General features: G+C 52.8%; 20 protein-coding genes and 1 riboswitch. Of the genes, 8 read left to right on the top strand and 12 right to left on the bottom strand.

The annotated features are described in order from the left end of the window. Positions 1-2 precede the first annotated feature (2 nt). Both DWB84_RS13100 and DWB84_RS13095 read left to right on the top strand, forming a co-directional pair. The gene (locus DWB84_RS13100; RefSeq protein ID WP_187410263.1) at positions 3-326 is read left to right on the top strand and encodes a hypothetical protein; all 324 of its coding nucleotides are present in this window, start codon (positions 3-5) and stop codon (positions 324-326) included. Between the two features lie 42 nt (positions 327-368). Next, positions 369-1,226: a CPBP family intramembrane glutamic endopeptidase gene (locus DWB84_RS13095; RefSeq protein WP_187410262.1), complete on the top strand. Its 858-nt coding sequence runs from the start codon at positions 369-371 to the stop codon at positions 1,224-1,226. A gap of 49 nt (positions 1,227-1,275) precedes the next feature. Here the strand turns inward: DWB84_RS13095 and DWB84_RS13090 are convergent, their stop codons facing one another. The 4 genes from DWB84_RS13090 to DWB84_RS13080 all read right to left on the bottom strand — a co-directional run bounded on the left by DWB84_RS13090 (position 1,276) and on the right by DWB84_RS13080 (position 3,374). Next, positions 1,276-1,713 (bottom strand): nucleoside deaminase, encoded by a 438-nt coding sequence (locus DWB84_RS13090; RefSeq protein ID WP_187410261.1) that lies wholly within the window; start codon positions 1,711-1,713, stop codon positions 1,276-1,278. Positions 1,714-1,852: 139 nt separating this feature from the next. After that, the gene (locus tag DWB84_RS13085) at positions 1,853-2,254 is read right to left on the bottom strand and encodes a TonB-dependent receptor (protein WP_370589717.1); all 402 of its coding nucleotides are present in this window, start codon (positions 2,252-2,254) and stop codon (positions 1,853-1,855) included. A 277-nt stretch (positions 2,255-2,531) separates the two neighbouring features. Continuing rightward, entirely contained in the window at positions 2,532-2,681 is a 150-nt protein-coding gene (locus DWB84_RS19400) for a nucleotidyl transferase AbiEii/AbiGii toxin family protein (protein ID WP_370589724.1), read from the bottom strand. 81 nt (positions 2,682-2,762) lie between these two features. Then, on the bottom strand, positions 2,763-3,374 hold the full coding sequence (locus DWB84_RS13080) for a type IV toxin-antitoxin system AbiEi family antitoxin domain-containing protein (protein WP_187410259.1): 612 nt from the start codon (positions 3,372-3,374) through the stop codon (positions 2,763-2,765). Positions 3,375-3,689: 315 nt separating this feature from the next. Here DWB84_RS13080 and DWB84_RS13075 point away from each other — a divergent pair, with 315 nt between their 5' ends. Next, the gene (locus tag DWB84_RS13075; protein WP_187410258.1) at positions 3,690-4,109 is read left to right on the top strand and encodes a hypothetical protein; all 420 of its coding nucleotides are present in this window, start codon (positions 3,690-3,692) and stop codon (positions 4,107-4,109) included. Positions 4,110-4,671: 562 nt separating this feature from the next. Here the strand turns inward: DWB84_RS13075 and DWB84_RS13070 are convergent. From DWB84_RS13070 to thiD, 8 genes are all read right to left on the bottom strand, one after another. Then, on the bottom strand, positions 4,672-5,373 hold the full coding sequence (locus DWB84_RS13070) for a hypothetical protein (RefSeq protein WP_187410257.1): 702 nt from the start codon (positions 5,371-5,373) through the stop codon (positions 4,672-4,674). Positions 5,374-5,467: 94 nt separating this feature from the next. Continuing rightward, the gene (parE, locus tag DWB84_RS13065; protein WP_187410256.1) at positions 5,468-7,357 is read right to left on the bottom strand and encodes a DNA topoisomerase IV subunit B; all 1,890 of its coding nucleotides are present in this window, start codon (positions 7,355-7,357) and stop codon (positions 5,468-5,470) included. 103 nt (positions 7,358-7,460) lie between these two features. Further along, the gene (locus DWB84_RS13060) at positions 7,461-8,078 is read right to left on the bottom strand and encodes a YqiA/YcfP family alpha/beta fold hydrolase (protein ID WP_187410255.1); all 618 of its coding nucleotides are present in this window, start codon (positions 8,076-8,078) and stop codon (positions 7,461-7,463) included. Positions 8,079-8,206: 128 nt separating this feature from the next. Continuing rightward, on the bottom strand, positions 8,207-9,013 hold the full coding sequence (cpdA, locus tag DWB84_RS13055) for a 3',5'-cyclic-AMP phosphodiesterase (protein ID WP_187410254.1): 807 nt from the start codon (positions 9,011-9,013) through the stop codon (positions 8,207-8,209). A 101-nt stretch (positions 9,014-9,114) separates the two neighbouring features. Beyond that, entirely contained in the window at positions 9,115-9,600 is a 486-nt protein-coding gene (locus tag DWB84_RS13050; RefSeq protein ID WP_187410253.1) for a DUF1249 domain-containing protein, read from the bottom strand. A gap of 33 nt (positions 9,601-9,633) precedes the next feature. Continuing rightward, the gene (locus DWB84_RS13045; protein ID WP_187410252.1) at positions 9,634-10,260 is read right to left on the bottom strand and encodes an NUDIX domain-containing protein; all 627 of its coding nucleotides are present in this window, start codon (positions 10,258-10,260) and stop codon (positions 9,634-9,636) included. Between the two features lie 23 nt (positions 10,261-10,283). Continuing rightward, on the bottom strand, positions 10,284-12,191 hold the full coding sequence (thiC, locus tag DWB84_RS13040) for a phosphomethylpyrimidine synthase ThiC (RefSeq protein WP_187410251.1): 1,908 nt from the start codon (positions 12,189-12,191) through the stop codon (positions 10,284-10,286). Between the two features lie 29 nt (positions 12,192-12,220). Then, positions 12,221-13,045, bottom strand: a complete 825-nt coding sequence (thiD, locus tag DWB84_RS13035; RefSeq protein ID WP_187410250.1) for a bifunctional hydroxymethylpyrimidine kinase/phosphomethylpyrimidine kinase — start codon at positions 13,043-13,045, stop codon at positions 12,221-12,223. A gap of 78 nt (positions 13,046-13,123) precedes the next feature. Further along, a riboswitch (TPP riboswitch) is annotated at positions 13,124-13,233 on the bottom strand. 202 nt (positions 13,234-13,435) lie between these two features. Between thiD and DWB84_RS13030 the strand changes: the two genes are divergently transcribed. The 5 genes from DWB84_RS13030 (at position 13,436) to msbA (ending at position 21,004) form a co-directional block, all read left to right on the top strand. Further along, the gene (locus DWB84_RS13030) at positions 13,436-13,699 is read left to right on the top strand and encodes a hypothetical protein (protein WP_187410249.1); all 264 of its coding nucleotides are present in this window, start codon (positions 13,436-13,438) and stop codon (positions 13,697-13,699) included. Positions 13,700-13,820: 121 nt separating this feature from the next. Next, positions 13,821-15,179 carry a TolC family outer membrane protein gene (locus DWB84_RS13025; RefSeq protein ID WP_187410248.1) on the top strand — a complete coding sequence of 453 codons (1,359 nt, stop codon included), beginning with the start codon at positions 13,821-13,823 and terminating at the stop codon, positions 15,177-15,179. A gap of 92 nt (positions 15,180-15,271) precedes the next feature. Continuing rightward, positions 15,272-18,220: a bifunctional [glutamate--ammonia ligase]-adenylyl-L-tyrosine phosphorylase/[glutamate--ammonia-ligase] adenylyltransferase gene (gene glnE / locus DWB84_RS13020; RefSeq protein ID WP_187410247.1), complete on the top strand. Its 2,949-nt coding sequence runs from the start codon at positions 15,272-15,274 to the stop codon at positions 18,218-18,220. A gap of 26 nt (positions 18,221-18,246) precedes the next feature. Then, complete coding sequence (locus DWB84_RS13015; protein WP_187410246.1) at positions 18,247-19,173, top strand: branched-chain amino acid transaminase; 927 nt, start codon at positions 18,247-18,249, stop codon at positions 19,171-19,173. Positions 19,174-19,273: 100 nt separating this feature from the next. Further along, a complete protein-coding gene (gene msbA / locus DWB84_RS13010; protein ID WP_187410245.1) occupies positions 19,274-21,004 on the top strand; it encodes a lipid A export permease/ATP-binding protein MsbA in 1,731 nt (576 codons plus the stop codon). The last annotated feature ends 11 nt before the right edge of the window (positions 21,005-21,015 follow it).

The following is a 21,015-nucleotide window of genomic DNA, read 5'->3' as shown; positions in this document are numbered from 1 at the left end:
TTATGTCTCACGAGCCACACGACGAATTCGACAGCTTTTTAGCCAAACACCTGCGCAACAGCACTCCCTATATCGCCGACGATGGTTTTGTCGAAAAAACCATGCAAGCCCTGCCTGCACCACGAAGTACACGCAAAATCAAAATTATCGCCGCAACCACAGGGTTGGTTCTTGCTACGCCCGCATTGATTAGCGGCGGTTCAACCATTTTTCATTGGGCCAACAGTCTGACGGTCGTTTCATTGCTGCAAATAGGTCTGGTTACTTCCGGCATCCTTTTTAGCTCAACAGTAATTTGGTTTGGGCGCAAATTGGATCTTATTTGATAGTACTCCCACGCAATACTTATCTTCACAAAGGACTGACTTATGAAAACATTTTTAAGCCATCATAAATTTGCGACTTTTGCAGTAGTCACCTGCATTTTTTCCTGGAGCTGCTGGCTGCCGATTTTGGCCGATATTCAAGGCGATTTATTTAAATCCTCCGGAAGTACGCTCGTATTATTTTTTCTCGGCGCCTATGGCCCGAGTCTCTGCGCCATTTTATTGAGTGCCTATTTTGATGGCATTGCGGGAATCAAACATTTATTCCGCCGCAGACTTACCGCTTTTGCCGCATTGCGCTGGAGTGTTTTGATACTGTTGATAGGTCCCGCTATTTACGCTGCATCACTTGCATTGTTTTATTTTGCTGGCGGCCATTTAGGAAATGCCAATTACGGGGTTTTGCCTTGGATTCCGGTTATTTTATTGGTATCGATATTGTTGGGTCCTTTGGCGGAGGAATTGGGCTGGCGCGGCTACGCTCTGCCGCAATTTAACCTCAAACGGGAATTCGGCCGCGCCAATATTCTGCTGGGATTCGTATGGGCGCTCTGGCATGCGCCCTTATTCTGGGCTGCCACAGGAACCGCCATCAGCGGCATGCCGGTCACAGTCTGGTCCATTGCATTGTTTGCAACGGCGGTGCTCGGTTCCACTTACCTGTATTCCTGGATTTATCAAAGAACCAACAGCAGCGTTTGGATTGCCATTATGCTGCACCTCAGTCTTAACGGCAGCGCCACTATTTCAACATGGCTTTTCCCGGAAATTGCAGCAGAACAAAAGCCGTTGCTATATGGCCTTTATGTTGTAACTGTATGGACATTAGTTGGTTTGATTTACGTATTCCAGCGCAGAAAAAGCTCATCAAACTTATCCAAGCAAGTGCACGCAAAATAATTGACGTAAACTCGGCTGAACAAACCACTCAGCCGAGTTTATTCACAAGTTAAACTCCAATATCCTCGTTCCACAACTCCGGTTTTGCCGCAATAAAATCCTGCATCAATTGAATACAGGTTTTATCCTGCAACACCGTCACGGATACACCGCGCGAACGCAACAAATCCTCATCGCCCATAAAAGTTTGATTTTCGCCGATGACGACTTTTTTAATGCCGTACAACAAAATCGCCCCTGTGCACATAGGGCAAGGCGAAAGCGTGGTGTACAGCGTGCAGTCGCGATAAACCGACGCAGGCTGGCGCCCAGCGTTCTCAAACGCATCCATCTCACCATGCAAAACCACACTGCCCTGCTGCACCCGCCGGTTATGCCCGCGCCCGATCACCTTACCCTGATGCACAATCACCGACCCAATCGGAATCCCACCCTCCTGCAAACCCAACTTGGCTTCTTCGATGGCCAACTGCATAAACTCATCCATACAACCCTCCGGCGTGTTTGACTTACAGGCCAATATAGCAAGCCGAATGTGTAACAGGCGAGACGGATTTTGCAGAGCATAAAAAAGGGGCTAAAAGCCCCGTACCGTAGATGCCCATCTCCCTCTAAGGAGAACTGATTTAAGTTAAAGCATATTCCGCTGCACGAACTGACTTTTCCTTAAGCACCAAAACAATCATCAACAGCAATGAGATTAATACACCCAGGGACGACACACCTAGGATCCGCCCAAGAACTGGCTCCGGCGCCATCTGCTTATAAAGCAAAAACAAGCCAGAGATCAGGACCAGAGTGGAAACTTGATGCAGACTAAATTGGGCAAGCGCAAGAGGACCGAAGGCACGAGGCAACCAATTTTTGTAGATCACAGCGTAAATAAACGAAACCACAAAACCCAACAACATCATATGGGCATGTACAACCATCAAACTGTGATTCCTGGCCTCCGCCATATAAATCCCTAACAACAAACCCACCACAGCGTAAAAGAGGGAAATAACCAAATATTTTCGATCAAACACAAACATCTCCTTTTGAATATCCTTCCGGTCAAGCCGCCGGTGAGAGAATATTAGGCGAGTGGAGGGAGGGGTGCTGTAAAGATTTGTACGAAATGAAAATCATCGGCTTATTCGCGCTGCTTGCAACATTAACGGCCAACATTTATCTGTTATCGCTTCAATAACATTTTCCAACTTCGGCGCCGTTAACCTGTTGCGCTTTAAAAATTGTTGCCATTGCGCTCCCCGAATTGAAGCGAACTCTAACCTTAGGCCAGCTGGCAATTCTGTTGGCAATTTAGTTTGACGTAGGTCGGTGAGGGACATTTATCCATAGCCGAAATAACATCGCCCCCTTCAAAATAAACTGTCGCCGCTCTGTCGACTGGGACAATCTATATAACAGCCGCTCCAATCCGTATCGGGTAAGAACTTGCTGAAAATCCACTTTATTTTCTTTTGCATAATTCAACAGTCTTTGTCGAATTGAAGCAGGTGTATTTGCTCACGGTCCCTTCCTCCCTTTTAATTAGCCACTCACGATGGCATCAATATATGGCGCCATAACTGCCTGTACCCGACATACTTTTGCCATAGTCAACAAATCGCTGATTGTCACCCGGCGCTGCTCAAGCGCGTCCTTCAGAGCCTCTAATGCCACATCTAGTCCCAAGCGATTGCGAAATTTAAAACAGTCCGCAATTGTTTTAGCTATTGAATAGACTCGCACTACTCCTCCCTGCATTTGATGTTCCTCAATACCACTATGGAATGCCGCTGCAGAGAAATGCACATATTGAATAGGCGGATAGTCCAGCTTGGGTCTATACGCACTCTTGGGTATAGCGAGCCATACATCAGCCGGCAGCTGAGTCCCCAACTGGTGGAAAGCAAGAGCAGACAACAGGCAAAGCACGCCGTCAGGCACAGCCCGCGTTGCCATTACCCATGGGTCAACAGCCTCGGCTGTGGCCGCCAATTGATACCGTCCGCGCTGAACCCGCACTATCTTCCCCTCCTCCACAAGCTTGTTTAAACAGCGAAATAGGGTGGGACGGGACAAGCCCAGAGATGAAAAATCATCCACCTTCAGGGCTTGGCCACTCGACAGGAGGTTACGAACTGCCTGAAGATCCGACATTGAGACTAATCTCGTTACTTATAGACAAGTAACTAGATTAGTATCATCCGTGATCTTTCACAAGATTTATAGACGAACGCCTTGTACAAGAACGCTCCGCGTTGGGGCCTTCCAATCGCAATGAGCCGGCGGCATACGTTGTGTTTCGTTTCGGTCGTGTTATTAATGTGGTAAAGCTTTGTGTACCCTCAAACTCTGTTGGTTACAGCACCACGGGTAAGATATAAGCTACCCAACGGCCAGTACTAATTTTTCAGCCCTGCATCTCGGTAGCTTCGATAAGCAACTACTAGATTAATCTCAATAAGGACATTTATGTTTAAGATACTTATATCACTCCTTGCTCTGAATGCCTCAATCGCATTCGCCCATGAACCAATACAAAATCAAAACAACATCATCCAATATTCTGTGGAAGCTCAAATAATTTTCCGACCATGGAGCAAAAAAGAATTCGGCGAGGTGATCGGCACAGAGCGCTTAACCATTATTACCACACCCGATAAAAAGAGTGACATCATTATCCTGTACAACAACCCTTCTTCCAGTGAAGGCAAAACAGAAACTTACCGACCAGATCCCGACTCCACAATAATCTGGAGATTAGTTTCCGAAGAACAAGATAAATCCATCGTCAAACAACCGGGCGGAGCATTCCACATACATGAACTCATATCAGGGGAAGATGGAGGTTCGCGAATTTTGCGATTCAGGCTCAGGAATCCTTCGCCGTAGGTCGGAAAAAAGCGCAGCGTCTTCCGACGCCTTTACCATCAGAAGAATTTCTTCGCAATTCGCACACCCAAAGAATAACTGCCGGCTTCCACAGGCTAGCTCTTCTGTGGCACTTTCGCGCACTACAAACTCACAATCTTTTCTCTTACTACTGCACACCTCCTTTTACAAAAGAAGGCAAATAATCAAATTTGTCTTGTATGCGCCTAGCCGACATTTGTCCGGCTCGATTAAAAAATTGCGCAACCTGATCTTCCGACAATTGAATTTTTTGACGAAACTGCTCTTGCCCGTCCGAGTAAATTCTACAGCTCGAACGTTTGAAAATTTTTTTGATCGCAACTGAAAATAAGTCAGCAAATCGGAAAAAATAAAAGTATGCTTTTAATGTTCTTATATCTAAAAATCTTGTACCCATACAAACAACAGGATTGATCTAAAACCGCCTTTAGTGGCGCAACATAAATCATACCAACCAAATCAGTTGCAATCATAAAAATTGTAAAATCAAATGATTAAAATTTTCTCTTCATCAGAAGAAGTCTTGCAAAAATATACATGCTTATTGAGGGTTATCATATGGATATAAGCTATCCGTGAAGCGGCCCCCAGTCTCACATATAAAAATTTCGAAGAACGGAATTGACTTAACTTTTGACCTAACAAGATCTACGAGTCTACGCCACTCATCAAGCGAATAAATCGTGCTAAGCGAAGATTGCACGATCAATGTTGTATTATCTGGGTAATTTATTTTGCCTTTTTTATTGATAGCGTCGACTATCCGTTCCGCATCGTCGTTAATAAAACTCAATCCACTATAACTCACCACCTCAGACATTATGCTGCGATCTCCTTTTATCCGCTTCAAACCGTCATATCCATAACATAATCCGTGCGTATGAAGTCGTTCCCGCGCCAAGTATTCTTTAGGATGTACTGCAGAGGTAACTTCTAGAAATGAATGAGCCGGAGACTCAAATTGCTTTACGCTTTCCCCGCTTGCTCCAACAAAGGCGTCAAATTGCTGATTTCCGTCAATCCACTGAACAGTTAGATAAAGTCCTGGCTTGTATTTTGTTTGAATATACCTACAAATAGGAAATAATTCTTCAAGCAGTTTCTTTTCGAGAACTGATGCTTTGAGTCTCAGATTAGACACCCCATCTGGGGTTGAACGGATTTCTTCAAATAATGCATAAACCTCCTTACAAAAGGTCAGGCCATCTAAATGATGGCCGCTAAAATAAGAAAGATCCTTCATTACTCATGATCCTTTCACAGTTGAAATTTCCTCTCTCAACGGAGAAAGCTATAACCCCGACAGAGCTAGTCTGTCGGTGCTTTTTCTCAATTAGTCAAACCGCCGCCTCCGCCAAATCCCCCTTGGTTTCCAGCCACGTCTTCCTATCCGCCGCGCGTTTTTTCGCGAGCAACATATCGAGAATTTGATGAGTTTCATCGTCATCGTCGATGGTTAATTGCACCAAACGGCGGGTATCGGGGGCCATGGTGGTTTCGCGGAGTTGTAGGGGGTTCATTTCGCCCAGACCTTTGAAACGCTGGACGTTGGGTTTGCCTTTTTTCTTTTCGGCGGCAAGGCGGTCGAGAATGCCTTGTTTTTCGCCTTCGTCGAGGGCGTAGTAAACGTCCTGGCCGACATCAATGCGATACAACGGCGGCATGGCGACAAAAACGTGGCCGGCTTTTACCAGGGAAGGGAAATGGCGCACGAACAGTGCGCATAACAAAGTAGCAATGTGCAAACCGTCGGAGTCAGCATCGGCGAGGATGCAGATTTTGTGGTAACGCAATTTGCTTAAATCATCGCTGCCCGGATCGATTCCCAAGGCTACCGAAATATCGTGCACTTCTTGTGAGGCGAGTACTTCAGCGCTGTCGACTTCCCAGGTGTTCAGAATTTTTCCGCGCAGCGGCATGATGGCTTGGGTTTCGCGGTCGCGCGCTTGTTTGGCGGAGCCGCCTGCGGAGTCACCTTCCACCAAAAATAATTCACCACGGGATGGATCGTCGGTGGAACAGTCGGCGAGTTTTCCAGGCAATGCTGGTCCAGCCGTTACGCGTTTGCGTTCGATTTTTTTGCTGGAGCGCACGCGTTTTTGGGCGTTGTTGATAACGAAGTCGGCGAGCTTGTCACCGTCTTCGGTATTTTGGTTGAGCCACAAGCTGAACGCGTCTTTACAGACACCGGCGACAAATGCCGCCGCTTCGCGCGATGACAAACGCTCTTTGGTTTGGCCGGAAAATTGTGGATCTTCCAATTTGTAGGAAAGCACGTAGCAGCAGTTGATCCAGATATCTTCCGGTGCGAGTTTGACGCCGCGCGGAACCAAATTGCGCAGCTCGCAATATTCGCGCATGGCTTCCATTAAACCGGTGCGCAAACCGTTGACGTGGGTTCCGCCTTGCGCGGTGGGAATCAGGTTAACGTAACTTTCCTGCACCAAGTCACCACCTTCCGGCAACCATTGCACCGCCCAATCCACAGCTTCGTGCGCGCTGTTGAAATTGCCAATAAAAGGTGTTTCCGGAAGCGTCGGCCAATTTTGTGTCGCGCCGGTTAAATAATCGCGCAGGCCGTCTTCGTAATACCACTCATCTTTTTCGCCGCTTTGTTCATCCAAAAAGGAAATATGCAATCCGGGACACAAAACAGCTTTTGCGCGCAGTACGTGGCGCAGACGCGAAACGGAAAATTTCGGTGAGTCGAAATATTTTGGATTCGGCAAAAATCGCACGGCGGTGCCGGTATCGCGTTTGGCGCAAGTGCCAACTTCGTGCAGATCTACGGTTTTGTCGCCATCCTGAAAGCCGATGCGATAAATTTTGCCATCGCGTTTAATGGTGACTTCCAGAATTTTGGAAAGTGCGTTTACAACCGACACCCCCACACCGTGCAAACCACCGGAAAATTGGTAATTTTTGTTGGAGAATTTTCCACCCGCGTGCAGCGTGGACAAAATTACTTCCACACCGGATTTACCTTGTTCCGGGTGAATATCCACCGGCATACCGCGACCATCGTCGGCAACGGTAACGGAATTATCTTTGTGGAGGATGACATCGATTTTTTTGGCGTGACCCGCGAGCGCTTCGTCGACGCTGTTGTCGATAATTTCTTGCGCGAGGTGATTGGGGCGGGTGGTGTCGGTGTACATTCCTGGGCGTTTTTTAACGGGCTCCAGGCCGGTGAGAACTTCGATATCTTCAGCGGTGTATTTGCTCATAACACTCTTGTTTCCGAATTTGATTGGTTCACCGCGTCCCTGCCGTTCTTATTTGTGCGCTTCTCGAAGTTATCGCAAATTCGGCCGAATCAGCCAGATAACTTTATTTGTATGAAGCGCTTTCGTGTTTATTAAACGAGTATTCTTCAAAAAAAGCGGCGATTTCCGCCAACCAGCCTTCGTAACCTTCGAAAGCATGATTGCCGCCCGTTTCTACGGTTTGCCGGCATCCCTGATATTTTTTGACAGCATCGCGATAATCCAGTGTTTCATCACCCGTTTGCACCAGCAGCCAGTAGAGATCTGTATCGTGCAGACGTTCCACATCGCACGCTTCCAGTTCTTCCAGATCCTGCTGGGTCAGGGTGAAAGGTTGGCCGGTATGGTAGTTTTTTAAAGGTTGACCAACAAGCTCCGTAAACCGCCGCTGCGGGCTGACCGCAGGATTGATCAAAACAGCGGGAAGGTTGTAACGCTCCGCCAGATAGGTCGACCAGAACCCACCCAAAGAGCTGCCGACCAGATAGATGTCTTCGTCTTCTTCCAACAATCGGGTGACTTGGGCTTCAAGCTCAGAGCGGGCTTCGATGGGGCGGGAGGATAAGAACGGACATTCATATCGCCATTCGGGGCGGTGGTATCGTAACCAACGGTGGGTCGCCAGGGCTTTGGCCGATTTGGGGGAGCTCAGGAACCCATGGATGTACAACATAGTAGGCATAACTTTCATCCTTTGATTAAGCAGGACGGGCAGCACCGTCGCGCAAAGCCGTTATGAAAAAATACCATCCAGAAAAGCATCAGGCCCCGAGGGGGCCTGATGTGGGTATTGGCGGGGTAGAAAAACGGTCAATAGCCGTCAGAGGCCATATCGATCATATAGGTGCGTTCGACTACCCGGCTGACCTGAGTAGTATAGACCCCGTTGGGATGAAGGTCGTAGACCCGATAACCGGGCATGGCGCTGTCCACCGTAAAGTCGTCGCGCAGCGGTTTGAACTGCACACAGGTGGAGGGAGTTGCCAATAAATCGACGCCATTGCGCACGGTATAAAACTCCTGGTGGACATGTCCCCAGGACACCGCACGCACATTCTCAAAACGATCAGTAATGGCGAAAAATTCTGCCGCGTTGCTCACCACATATTGATCGATCCAGGCGCTGCCAACAGGTACGAGCTGGTGATGCAGGAAAATCAACGTAGGCGATACGGGATCGGATTCCAATAAGCGCTCCAGGCGATCCAATTCCCGCTGCGGCAACTCGCCGCGTTCTTCAAAAGGCACGCGCGAATTCAGCAGGATAATGTTCCAGCCGCCGATGCTGACAAAATCGGATTTGGGCGCAGCGGAAACAATGGTGCGCATGCTTGCGGGGTCGTCGTGATTGCCGGGCAACCACGCTAGCGGTGTGGAGGGCAAATAACGCCGTACGGTTTGAATAAACCGATCGTAGGAAGCCGTGGTGCCGTCGTTGGAAATATCGCCGCTGCACAACACGAGATCGAAAGGTTTTTCCTGTTCGACAACGCGTTCCAACACGTCTGTCAGGCTGTCCGCCGTTCTGAGACCGAGCAGCGATTCGTCGGCGTCGCGCCCCAGATGGCAATCCGAAATTTGCAAAATCCTAATAGATGAACCGTTCAAGCTCGTCATTCTCCCACCACTACTTCAAACTGCCTCAGGTCGCTCGATTTATCGAAAATATCCGATTGATATGAAGCTAGTTTGAACGTGAATTCCGATTTCGCCAGTGGCTAGTTTCTGTTAATGCGAATCGACTCACAGATTGCATTGTCGGCAATTCCCAATTTACGGCAGTGCACCAGCAGCTCGCTCAAAAAGCGGTTGAGCGCCATTTTTTCATCCGGGTGGTACATATGCGGATTGGGGTATTGATACACCGGCCGCCAGTGGCGATGGCGATTCCAGGCAATCACCTCAGCCATGCCTACATCGTGATACAAACGCACACGCAATTGCGGTGCCTGAAGATAAAAAGGAGCTAAATAGGTTTGCGTGATCAGCAGAGTGGAGGTGTAGGGAGCAGCTTCTTCCAACTCGACTTTAACAGCGGTTTCGCGAATGGCGCCTATGGTAAATGTCCAGCTCGCACGGTCACCCCGGCAACCGGGGAAAAGAGACATACAGCGGTGGTAATTGATTTCACAGCAGGAGTGATGATCAGGCAGGCTCACGGTCAGAGACTGCTTAACTCTGGGTCGTTCGAGCACCTTTACCATCGCGGTTTTCTCATCACGGATTCTCCTGTGTGCCTACGACCAGCTTTGCCATTGTGCGCGCAATCGAGGGCGGTTGAGCTGAAGCCACTGCAAACCTATTAATGTGGCGGCGTTGTTCATTCTACTCTGAAGCATAGCATTGAACACATCGTCGGCTGGGTAAGCGGTGAACAGTATGTCCTCGTTCTCACCATCCACGCCGAACAGTCCACCTGCGCCACTTAAGTCGCAGATGGCACAGAACAAATGGGTGTATTCGTTGCAGCTGCCGGGGGTTGGGTAGAAGCCGGTGATGGGCAGCAAATCCTTGGCTTGCAGACCGGCTTCCTCCTGCAACTCGCGCAACATCATATTCGCCGGACTCTCACCTTCCTCGACCATGCCGGCAACACTTTCCAGAGTCCAGGGACCATAAGGTGAGTCGAGAGTGCCCACGCGGAATTGGTCCACCAGCCCGATCAAATCCAGCACCGGGTCATAAACCACGGCAGAAGCCGCTTCCGCCTTGGCGAAGAGTTCGCGGCTGAATTCGCGACTCCAGCCGCCGCGGAACAGGCGGTGGCGGAGACGTACATTGACCAGGCGAAAGAAGCCGGAATAGATCGGCTCTTCTTTCACCACCTCGACGTCCTGTCGGGAAAATTTCACGTCTCGCACCATAACCTGTCCTCGTCTCTCAACTTTTAAACCTTGTGGTAGATCTCGCTGCCGCTTGCGCGGAATTCACGCGCCTTGGCTTCCATCTCCGCCTGCACATCCACCAGGGTAACGGTTTCCGCTTCGACATCCGTCACCACTCCCTGAGAGGCTGCGTAGTCGCGCACTTCCTGGGTAATTTTCATCGAGCAGAATTTCGGTCCGCACATGGAGCAGAAATGCGCGACCTTGGCGGAATCCTTGGGCAGGGTTTCGTCGTGGTATTCGCGCGCAGTGTCCGGGTCCAGTCCCAGGTTGAACTGGTCTTCCCAGCGGAATTCAAAACGCGCTTTGGACAGCGCATTGTCGCGCAGCTGCGCACCTGGGTGACCTTTGGCCAAGTCGGCGGCATGAGCGGCAATCTTGTAGGTGATGATGCCTTCTTTCACGTCGTCCTTGTTGGGCAGGCCCAGGTGCTCTTTCGGCGTCACATAACAGAGCATGGCGCAACCGAACCAGCCGATCATGGCCGCACCAATACCGGAGGTGATGTGGTCGTAGCCCGGCGCTATGTCGGTGGTCAGCGGCCCCAAGGTGTAGAAAGGCGCCTCTTTGCAGACTTCCAATTGCTTATCCATGTTCTCCTTGATCATATGCATAGGCACGTGACCGGGGCCTTCGATCATGGTCTGCACATCGTGCTTCCAGGCGATTTGGGTTAATTCACCGAGAGTTTCCAATTCGCCAAATTGCGCTGCGTCGTTGGCATCGGCAATGGAGCCAGGACGCAAACCATCTCCCAGAGAGAAGCTCACATCATAGGCCTTCATGATTTCGCAGATTTCTTCGAAATGGGTGTAGAGGAAGTTTTCCTTGTGATGCGCCAGGCACCATTTCGCCATGATGGAACCGCCGCGACTGACGATGCCGGTGACGCGCTTGGCGGTGAGGGGCACATAGCGCAGCAATACGCCCGCATGAATGGTGAAATAATCCACTCCCTGTTCCGCCTGCTCGATCAAGGTGTCGCGGAAGATTTCCCAGGTCAGCTCTTCGGCGATGCCGCCGACTTTTTCCAACGCCTGATAAATCGGCACAGTACCAATGGGTACGGGCGAGTTGCGGATAATCCACTCGCGGGTTTCGTGAATATTTTTACCGGTGGACAAATCCATGATGGTGTCCGCGCCCCAGCGGGTTCCCCAGGTCAGCTTCGCCACTTCTTCATCAATAGAGGAGCTGATCGCGCTATTACCGATATTGCCGTTAATTTTGACCAAAAAATTACGGCCGATAATCATCGGCTCCAATTCGGTGTGGTTGATATTGGCGGGGATGATCGCCCGTCCGCGCGCCACTTCCGAGCGAACAAATTCCGGGGTGATTTCTTTGGGAATGCTCGCACCGAAGCTCATGCCCGGATGTTGTTCTGCCAACACGCCCTGCTCGCGCGCCTGCTGCAAACTCATATTTTCACGAATGGCGATGTACTCCATCTCCGGAGTAATAATGCCTTTGCGCGCGTAGTGCATTTGTGTGACGTTGTGGCCGGGCTTGGCGCGGCGCGGACTGCGAATATGCTCAAACCGCAGCGCTGCCAGTTTCGGGTCGTGCAGGCGTTCGCGGGTAAAGGTCGAACTGTTGCCGCGCAATAATTCCGTATCGCCGCGTTCTTCAATCCACGCGCTGCGCACATCCGGCAAACCTTTGCGTATATCAATTTTTACATTCGGGTCGGTGTAAGGACCGGAAGTGTCGTACACCCGCACTGGTGGATTTTTCTCGCCACCAAAATCCGTCGGCGTATCCGCCAAGGTGATTTCGCGCATAGGCACGAGGATATCGGGACGCGAGCCTTGCACATAAATCTTGCGGGATTGGGGAAATGGCTGAACCGAGGACTCATCCACCCGGGCCTGCGAATTGACAAAAGAATGTTCGGATTGCGGTTTCATAGAGCTCCTCTCTGGATGGGGGGTCACTTTTACCAATATTGGTAAAAGTGGTGGATCGGGCCGTTGTGGGGTACCAGCTGTAAACGCGGGCTGTGAGCAATGGCGCCCTGGATATAGGTCTTGGCCGCCGCCACTGCCTGCTCAAGCGCGAGCCCTTGCGCCAGACTGGCTGCAATAGCGGAAGCCAGGGTGCAACCGCCGCCGTGGGTGTGGCTGGTTTCCTGGCGCGGTGCAGAGAAGGGTTTGACGCCTTCGTCGGTCACCAGATAATCCACCGCCAGGGGCAATTGTGCATCGCCACCTTTGAGCAGCACCGCGCGGCCACTACGTTTATGCAGGGCGAGCGCTTGTTGCTCCAACTCTTCGTAACTGGAAGCCAGTGGCGCATCCAATAAACGGGCGGCTTCCGCCACATTGGGCGTGACCACTGTGGCAAGAGGCAATAATCGATCGCGGAAAAATTCAGTGACACCTTGTTCGGTCACCAGACTGCTGCCGCTGGTGGCGCCCATTACAGGGTCGAGCACCACCGGCAGGTTTGTGGTTTCCAGCAGGCGCGCAACGGTTTCGGCAAGTTCAATATTGGCCAGCATGCCGATTTTGATGGCCGAGACCGGCAAGCCGTTGAGCACCGCCTGGATCTGGGCCTCAAGCTGCGCGGCGGTCATCGGATATATGCCGGTCACGCCCGCCGAATTTTGCGCGGTGATGGCGGTAATCGCGGTCGCGACAAATACACCAAATGCCGCGCCGGTTTTTAAATCGGCCTGGATTCCCGCACCGCCGCTACTGTCGCTACCGGCAATACTTAAAACCACTGCCGCAGGTTTCCTGGATTCAGGCGCAATCGCCATGACAACTCACATCTCTAATAAAAATTCAGGGAAAGTTAGACGCGGGCAAGGGAGGGATAAGAAATGCAAAAAGACAGGCATTTAATTTCGCTCGTTCCCTCCGCCGGTACTAACCGGATCAGGTCAGCGGGTGTTTCTCAGCCGAGCAGCGTTTTCACCTTTGCTACCCAGCACCCCGACAAGACGAGCGCACAGTCTACCCAAGCATGACCACCTTTTCGAGTTCGTCTTTCCACAATCGGTCACTTTGTCGGAATTAATCTGCCAACGAAGACCGACTGGTCGTTTTCCGCTTTGCAACTTGTGCCTATAATTGCTGTCAATCTCAGCCGTCCGCGAGCGCACCCCATCACAACGGGCAGTGTTTGAGAATCGCCCGGAGTTGCGTCCATGTCCGTTAATTTAAATCCTGGCTTTGTTTACCCCCTTGGCCCAACCAATCCATTGGCGGGTGAGCAGCGTACCAACGAGTCAGTGGCGGCGGGATCGCGAACGGAATCGGTCTCAAACCGGACAAAAACCGAGGACTATGTTGCCGCGTTGCGCGAGCTGAAAAACCAGGATGGGTATTTAAAACGGGATTTAGCGTCCCGCACTTATTTGGACATTGCTCATTATGACGGGGGCTTTCATTTGATTGATGTCTACACTTGAAGCCTGACGCAACGGCCCGCTTAACAGAAATTCACATGCATAACTCACGATCCGTGGTTACACTCGCCACGTCCCGATTGATCGATACCAAACTTTGACCGACACGACTTAAAGGACCCTCATGAAAACACGTATCGCTTCAGGCTTGAGTTCGGTTTGCTGTGCGCTTGTTTTGCTCACACAAACTTCTCAGGCAGAAACTCTCCAAGATATCTACGCCCAGGCACTGGCCAACGACCACCGTTTTAAAGCGGCTCAGGCACAGCGAGACGCGGGAGTCGAGAACCGAGGCATTACTCGTGCGGGACTGCTGCCACAAATCGCTGGAACAGCCGATTGGAGCAAAACTCGGTTGGACACAGAGGTAGCGACACAAACTCGCCCAGCCGGTAAATATGATTTGGAAAGCACAGGCTACGGAGCATCGCTGCGGCAATCCATTATCGACCTGAGCACTTGGTACAACTATTCGCGCGGCAAAGCACTGGCAGACACCGCGGAAGCGCAATTTGTATTGGCCCAGGAAGATCTGATTCTGCGCACTGCCAATGCGTATTTCGCAGCTCTCCAGGCGGTAGACAATCTGGCCACCGCGAAAGCCGAACAAGACGCGTTGGCGCATCAGCTGGAGCAAACCAAACAGCGCTTTGCCGTGGGTCTGACCGCGATTACCGAAGTGCACGAAGCCCAAGCTGCGTATGACTCCGCCACCGCCAACCGCCTGGTTGCGGAAGGTAGCCTCGGTATCGCCTTCGAAGCCTTGGAAGTTCTAACAGGCCAGAGCTATAGCGGTTTGTCACCTCTGTCCGAACAGTTTCCGGTGACTCCTCCGGAACCTCTGAACCGCGACGAGTGGGTCAAATTGGCGCTGGATAATAACGCTTCCCTCAAAGCTGCCTGGTTTGCCGCCCAATCTGCGGAAGCCAGTGCCAAAGCTGCCAAAAGCGCGCACTTGCCGACTTTGACCGGATCTTTGACCTACGGCCATTCCGAACAAGAGTTGGAAGATATCTCCATTGAAGATCAGAACGCCGCCACCGTTCGTCTCGACTTGTCCGTCCCGCTGTTTTCCGGTGGCGGTATTTCCGCAAGCCGACGCCAGGCAGCTGCGCAGTATGTCCAGGCGCGCGAAACCTATCTGCAAACCCAGCGCGACACCGTGCAAAACACCCGTTCACGTCACCTGGATGTATTGACCACTGCCGCGACCGTAAAAGCACGTCTGCAGGCAATCACCTCCAGCCGCAGCGCTTTGGAAGCAACTCAAGCAGGTTATGAAGTAGGGACGCGCGATCTGGTCGACGTATTGAACGCCCAGCGCAACCTCTACATCGCTCAGCGCGACTACTACAACGCACTCTACAGCTACGTTCTGGCGACTCTGCAATTGAAACAGGCCGCTGGCGTTCTGGTTGCTGCGGATGTCAGCGAGCTGGATCAGTGGTTGGATAAATCCCGCACCGTTAATTACACACCCTAATCTCAAAAGTCGGGGATTTCTGTCCCCGACTTACTATCTATACTGCTGTACCACTTTTTCTTTCTATCCGACCTGGAAAGCGAGCTTCTCCCATGACACCTTCCTCGCTCGACCCTTGTTTTGCGGTCAGCACAGATCTGGTCAGTCTCTCCCGCCTTTCGCATTTGCAAGAACGCCTCTTCCAGAACACCACTCCCGAACAACGCACGACGCTGACGCATCTTCTACAAGGTGATCGCCTGCAGCAGTGGCATAAAGTGCTGATCGGCAGTGCATTTACCGCAACCCAATTGTGCGATCACCCGGACTGGTTGCTGTATGTACTGGAGAATCTGGGCGAATTCGGCGTAGCCGACTTTAAGCAAGGGCTGCCGGACAAAGATCTGTCGACGGAAGAGTGGGAGCGTGGCCTGCGTCTGTGGCGCAATCGCCATATGACGCGTTTGATCTGGCGCGACTTCAACCGCCTGGCCGACACCCGCCGCACAGTGATCGAACTGACCACCTTGGCGGAGTTGGCCATACAAACCGCGCTCGACTACCACTACGAGCGCTTGTGCCGGGAGATGGGCGAGCCGGTCAATAAAAAAGGCGAACGCCAGCCGCTGCTGATTATCGGCATGGGCAAACTAGGCGCCTGGGAGCTGAACCTCTCTTCCGATATCGACCTGATTTTTGCCTTCCCGGAAAACGGCGAAACCACTGGCGCAGCGCGTTCCTATAGCAACCAGGAATTTTTCACCCGCCTGGGGCAGCGTCTGATCAAATCCCTCGATCAAGTCACCCCCGAAGGTTTCGTGTTCCGCGTCGATATGCGTCTGCGCCCTTACGGCCAGAGTGGCACATTGGTCAGCAGCTTCGATTCTCTCGAGCGCTATTACCAGACCCAGGGGCGCGAGTGGGAGCGTTTTGCCATGATCAAAGCGCGAGTGGTGGCCAGCAACGGCAACGCCACCCATGAGCAGGAGCTGATGGCGCTGCTGCGCAGCTTCACCTATCGCAAATACGTGGATTTCTCGGCGATCGATGCTCTGCGCAATCTCAAACAGCTGATCAATCGGGAAGTCTCACGCCGGCGCGCGATCGACAATGTCAAGGTCGGGCGCGGCGGTATTCGCGAAGTGGAATTTATCGCCCAGGCGTTCCAGATCATCCGCGGCGGCCGCGATATAGAGTTGCAGGAGCGGCGGGTTCTGCAGGTTCTGCCCATGCTGCAGCGCCTGCAATGTCTACCGCCGGACGTCGACCAGCGCCTGTGTGAAGCCTATTGTTTCTTGCGCGATGTGGAACACGCCATTCAAGGATACGACGACAAACAAACCCAGGAATTGCCGAAAGACGATATATCCTGTCGTCGCATCGCTTATGTGATGGGCTTTGCTAGCTGGGACGCGTTTTACGCTCAACTCAACCAGTACCGCGATTTTGTCCACCAACAGTTCAGCGCAGTTATAGCCACACCGGACGAACAGAAAAACGATGCCGATCAGCAGGAACTCGCCGACTGGCGTCTGTTCTGGCACCAACTGACCCACCCGGGTACCGATGCCGCAGCATTACTGACTAGGTTAGGCTTTCCCAACCCCGAACGCGCGCTGCTGTTGCTGCGTGAAGAGCTGCTGGCCTCGCCGGCGGTCATGTCCATGGCGGCCCTCAGCCGCGAGCGCTTCGACGAATTCATGCCGCGCCTATTGCAGCGCTTGGCCACCACTGCCGACCCGTGCGAAACCCTCGCCCGGGTGATCCCCTTGCTGACCGCCACCGCGCGCCGCAGCGCTTACGTTTTGCTGCTGACGGAAAACCCAGAAGCGCTCAATCAACTGGTAGTGCTGATCGAAGCCAGCCCCTGGATCGCCGCCCAACTCGCCCACCATCCGGCGCTGTTGGACGAGCTGTTGAATCCCACCACCCTGTACAGCGTGCCGCCGCTGGAAGAACTCGCCCAGGACTTGCGCCAGGAGCTGTTGCGCATTGACCCGGAGGATCTGGAACAGCAGATGGAAGCGCTGCGCTATTTCCGTTCCGCCCATGCTCTGCGGGTGGCGGCGTGCGAAGTGACCGGCAAATTGCCCTTGATGCGGGTGAGCGATTATCTGACCGAGCTGGCGGAAGTGATTCTCGGCTATGTGCTGCAGCTGACCTGGCAACAAATGGTCCGCCGCCACGGTTATCCGGATGGCGACGTAAGCGAAGTCCCCAATTTCGCTATTATCGGCTACGGCAAACTGGGCGGTATTGAGCTCGCCCACGGCTCCGACCTGGACCTGGTGTTTATCCACGGCGCCGATCCTATGGGCAGCACAGTGACGCAATCGGACAGCCAGCGCAGTATCGACAACACCATGTTCTACGCGCGCATGGGGCAGAAGATCATTCACATCCTCAACACCCAGACGCCGTCGGGCAAACTCTACGAAGTGGATATGCGCCTGCGCCCGTCCGGCAACTCCGGCTTGCTGGTATCCAGCTTCAACGCCTTTGAAAAATACCAATTCGAATCCGCCTGGACCTGGGAACACCAGGCTCTGGTGCGCGCCCGCGCCATCACCGGGCGCCCGGAACTGATGCAGCGTTTCACCGAGCTGCGCGGCCGGGTGCTCAGTCAGAAGCGCGACCTGACCAAGCTCAAACGCGAGGTTGCCGATATGCGCCAGAAAATGCGCAATCAACTCGGCAGCAATAAACAGCAGCAAGCGGAAGGGCTGTTTAACCTCAAACAAGATGCCGGTGGTATCGTCGATATTGAATTTATGGTTCAATACGCGGTTCTGGCCTGGGCGCACAGTGACCCATCATTATTTGAGTTCACCGACAATATCCGAATCCTTACTTGCCTCGGAACGTCCGGCCAGTTAAGTGCCCAAGAGGTCAACCAGTTAATCGAAGCCTACAAAGCCTTCCGGTCCCTCGGTCACCGCCTGGCGTTACAACAGCAGCCAGGAATCGTAGCGGGTGATCAAGTGGAATCTGAGCGTCGGATTGTGACCCAAGTCTGGCGGCGTCTTTTGGATTCCGATGCAACACTTGAAAAAGACACTTAGTTTTAAACCCGTTATTGGAGAATCCTATGTCATTTGCCGATAGAGACGGCGTCATCTGGTTCGACGGCGAACTGGTTCCCTGGCGTGACGCCCGCGTTCATGTTTTGACCCACACACTGCACTACGGAATGGGCGTATTCGAAGGCGTGCGCGCCTATCACGCCGGCGATAAGGGCAGCTGCATCTTCCGTCTGAAAGAGCACACCGACCGCCTGTTCAATTCCGCGCACATCATGGGCATGAAGATGCCCTGGTCGAAAGAGCAGATCAACGAAGCCCATCGCCAAGTAGTGCGCGAAAACGGCCTCGACGAAGCCTACCTGCGCCCCATGGCGTTTTACGGCGCCGAAGGTATGGGACTGCGCGCTGACAACCTGAAGACCCACGTGATTGTCGCCGCCTGGAACTGGCCTTCTTACATGTCGCCAGAAGCCAAACAGCAGGGCATCAAAGTCCGCACTTCCAGCTACACCCGCCACCACGTCAACATCGCCATGTGTAAGGCCAAAGCCAACGGCCATTACATCAACTCGATGCTGGCGCTGCGCGAAGCCCTGGATTGCGGCTGTGAAGAAGCCTTGTTGCTGGACAGCGAAGGCTATGTGGCGGAAGGCAGCGGCGAGAACATCTTCATCGTCCGCGACGGCGTGCTCTACACACCTGAACTGACGTCCTGCCTGGACGGCATCACCCGCCGCACCATTTTCCAACTGGCATCTGAAGCGGGTTACACAGTGCGCGAAAAACGCATTACTCGCGATGAGGTGTATATCGCGGATGAAGCCTTCTTTACCGGAACTGCAGCAGAAGTTCTGCCGATCCGCATGCTCGACGGCCGAGTCATAGGCGCGGGTCAGCGCGGCCCGGTTACCTCCAAGTTGCAAAGCCTGTATTTCGACGCAGTGAAAGGCAAACTCGACCAGCATCAGGAATGGCTAACACCCGTCAAATAAGCCACATCGCAGCAGGCCAGCATCACGGGGATGATGATCATCCCCGTTGTCTTATCTGTTCCAGCCGCTAATCCAACCACCATGCCGGAACGCCGTCATCATGTCTGCCTATAACAGCGCTCAGCTCTATAAACGCCTGTTGACCTACGCTTTTCGCTATCGCTGGTTTGTCGCCATCAGCTTGTTCGGCTTTGTCTTGTTCTCCGCTATGGAAGCCGCCATGGCGCAGATGATGGAGTACTTCATCACCGGCCTGGAGAAACGCGACGCGCAATACATGTTGGTGGTGCCCATCGCCGTGGTGGTGCTGCGGGTGTTGCACGGCCTCGGCGGTTATCTCGGCAACTTTTTTATCGCGCGAGTGGGCGTGAATGTGGTGGCGGACCTGCGCAAAGAGCTGTTCGCCAAACTCGTCTATCTGCCCACCACCTATTACGACCAGCACAACAGCGGTGAACTCGTGTCCCTGCTGGTGTACAACATCACCCAGGTCACAGGTTCGGTCACCAACGCGGTGAAAACGGTGTTGCGCGATGGCCTGACGGTTATAGCGCTACTCGGCCTGATGCTCTATCACAACTGGCAGCTCACCCTGTGCTTCCTGATCACCGCGCCGATTCTTGCGGTTCTGGTTAGTATCGCCAGCCGCTATTTCCGCCGTATCAGCCGGCGCATGCAGACCACCATGGGCGGCGTTACCCATATCGCCAACGAGGCGCTGCAGGGGTTCCGACTGGTGCGCAGTTTCGTCGGCCAGAAATATGAAATCCGCCGCTTCAATGACAACACTGATGAAAACACCCGGCTGTCCATCAAGTACGAACGGGTGGCGGCGTTGCAGGGGCCAGTGTTTCAGATCGTAGTGGCTATAGCACTCGCGGTGATTCTGTTTCTCGTATTGCTCATGTGGGACGATAACGTCGGCTCCGCAATTGCCTATCTGGGCGCTTCTGCCATGATCACCAAACCGCTACGCCAGCTGACCGCGGTCAACGAAATCATCCAAAGGGGTTTAGCGGCGGCGGAAACCATCTTCGAAGTAATCGATATGGAGCCGGAGCCCGACACCGGCACTCAGCCACTGCAGGTGAGCAAAGGGCGGATCGAATTACGCAACCTGAGCTTTACCTATGGCAAAGACGTGCAGGCCCTGCGCGATATCAATCTGACCATTGAGCCCGGGACCACGGTAGCGCTGGTGGGTCGATCCGGCAGTGGCAAAACCACCATCACCAACTTGTTGCTGCGCCTATACGATCCCACCAGTGGAGCGATTTTGATTGATGACCAGGATATTCGCTCGGTAACGCTTAACAGCCTGCGCCGGCAAATAGCACTGGTGAACCAGCAGACGATTTTGTTTAACGACACAGTTGCCCGCAATATCGCCTATGGCGAAGACGAGCCGGATCTTGCCCGCGTGACCGAAGCTGCACGGCACGCCAACGCTCTGGAATTTATCGAGGCCATGCCACAAGGATTCGATACTTTGGTTGGCGAGCAAGGCGCGCGCTTGTCTGGCGGTCAGCGCCAGCGCATCGCGGTCGCGCGGGCCCTCTATAAAAACGCCCCGATCCTAATATTGGATGAGGCCACTTCTGCACTCGACAACGAATCAGAGAAAGCCATTCAAGCAGCGCTGGAAGTGCTGCAGAAAGGTCGGACAACCTTGGTTATCGCGCACCGCCTGTCGACCATTGAGAACGCCGATGTCATAGTGGCGATGGATCAGGGAAGGGTGGTCGAAGTGGGGCGGCACGCCGAGCTTTTGGCTCGCAACGGCTACTACGCCAGCCTCTACGCCGCCCAATTCAACGAATCCGCCGATTGATTGGACAGGCG

Source organism: Saccharophagus sp. K07 (assembly GCF_014336955.1).
GTDB lineage: Bacteria > Pseudomonadota > Gammaproteobacteria > Pseudomonadales > Cellvibrionaceae > UBA5868.
Note: the sequence above shows the minus strand (reverse complement) of the source record. Positions and strands in the feature narration are given on the sequence as shown.

Excerpts from the sequence above, each read along its gene's own strand:
- DWB84_RS13100 (WP_187410263.1), top strand. The coding sequence starts at position 3 with ATGTCTCACGAGCCACACGACGAATTCGACAGCTTTTTAGCCAAACAC.
- DWB84_RS13095 (WP_187410262.1), top strand. The coding sequence starts at position 369 with ATGAAAACATTTTTAAGCCATCATAAATTTGCGACTTTTGCAGTAGTC.
- DWB84_RS13090 (WP_187410261.1), bottom strand. The coding sequence starts at position 1,713 with ATGGATGAGTTTATGCAGTTGGCCATCGAAGAAGCCAAGTTGGGTTTG.
- DWB84_RS13080 (WP_187410259.1), bottom strand. The coding sequence starts at position 3,374 with ATGTCGGATCTTCAGGCAGTTCGTAACCTCCTGTCGAGTGGCCAAGCC.
- DWB84_RS13075 (WP_187410258.1), top strand. The coding sequence starts at position 3,690 with ATGTTTAAGATACTTATATCACTCCTTGCTCTGAATGCCTCAATCGCA.
- DWB84_RS13070 (WP_187410257.1), bottom strand. The coding sequence starts at position 5,373 with ATGAAGGATCTTTCTTATTTTAGCGGCCATCATTTAGATGGCCTGACC.
- parE (WP_187410256.1), bottom strand. The coding sequence starts at position 7,357 with ATGAGCAAATACACCGCTGAAGATATCGAAGTTCTCACCGGCCTGGAG.
- DWB84_RS13060 (WP_187410255.1), bottom strand. The coding sequence starts at position 8,078 with ATGCCTACTATGTTGTACATCCATGGGTTCCTGAGCTCCCCCAAATCG.
- cpdA (WP_187410254.1), bottom strand. The coding sequence starts at position 9,013 with ATGACGAGCTTGAACGGTTCATCTATTAGGATTTTGCAAATTTCGGAT.
- DWB84_RS13050 (WP_187410253.1), bottom strand. The coding sequence starts at position 9,600 with ATGGTAAAGGTGCTCGAACGACCCAGAGTTAAGCAGTCTCTGACCGTG.
- DWB84_RS13045 (WP_187410252.1), bottom strand. The coding sequence starts at position 10,260 with ATGGTGCGAGACGTGAAATTTTCCCGACAGGACGTCGAGGTGGTGAAA.
- thiC (WP_187410251.1), bottom strand. The coding sequence starts at position 12,191 with ATGAAACCGCAATCCGAACATTCTTTTGTCAATTCGCAGGCCCGGGTG.
- thiD (WP_187410250.1), bottom strand. The coding sequence starts at position 13,045 with ATGGCGATTGCGCCTGAATCCAGGAAACCTGCGGCAGTGGTTTTAAGT.
- DWB84_RS13030 (WP_187410249.1), top strand. The coding sequence starts at position 13,436 with ATGTCCGTTAATTTAAATCCTGGCTTTGTTTACCCCCTTGGCCCAACC.
- DWB84_RS13025 (WP_187410248.1), top strand. The coding sequence starts at position 13,821 with ATGAAAACACGTATCGCTTCAGGCTTGAGTTCGGTTTGCTGTGCGCTT.
- glnE (WP_187410247.1), top strand. The coding sequence starts at position 15,272 with ATGACACCTTCCTCGCTCGACCCTTGTTTTGCGGTCAGCACAGATCTG.
- DWB84_RS13015 (WP_187410246.1), top strand. The coding sequence starts at position 18,247 with ATGTCATTTGCCGATAGAGACGGCGTCATCTGGTTCGACGGCGAACTG.
- msbA (WP_187410245.1), top strand. The coding sequence starts at position 19,274 with ATGTCTGCCTATAACAGCGCTCAGCTCTATAAACGCCTGTTGACCTAC.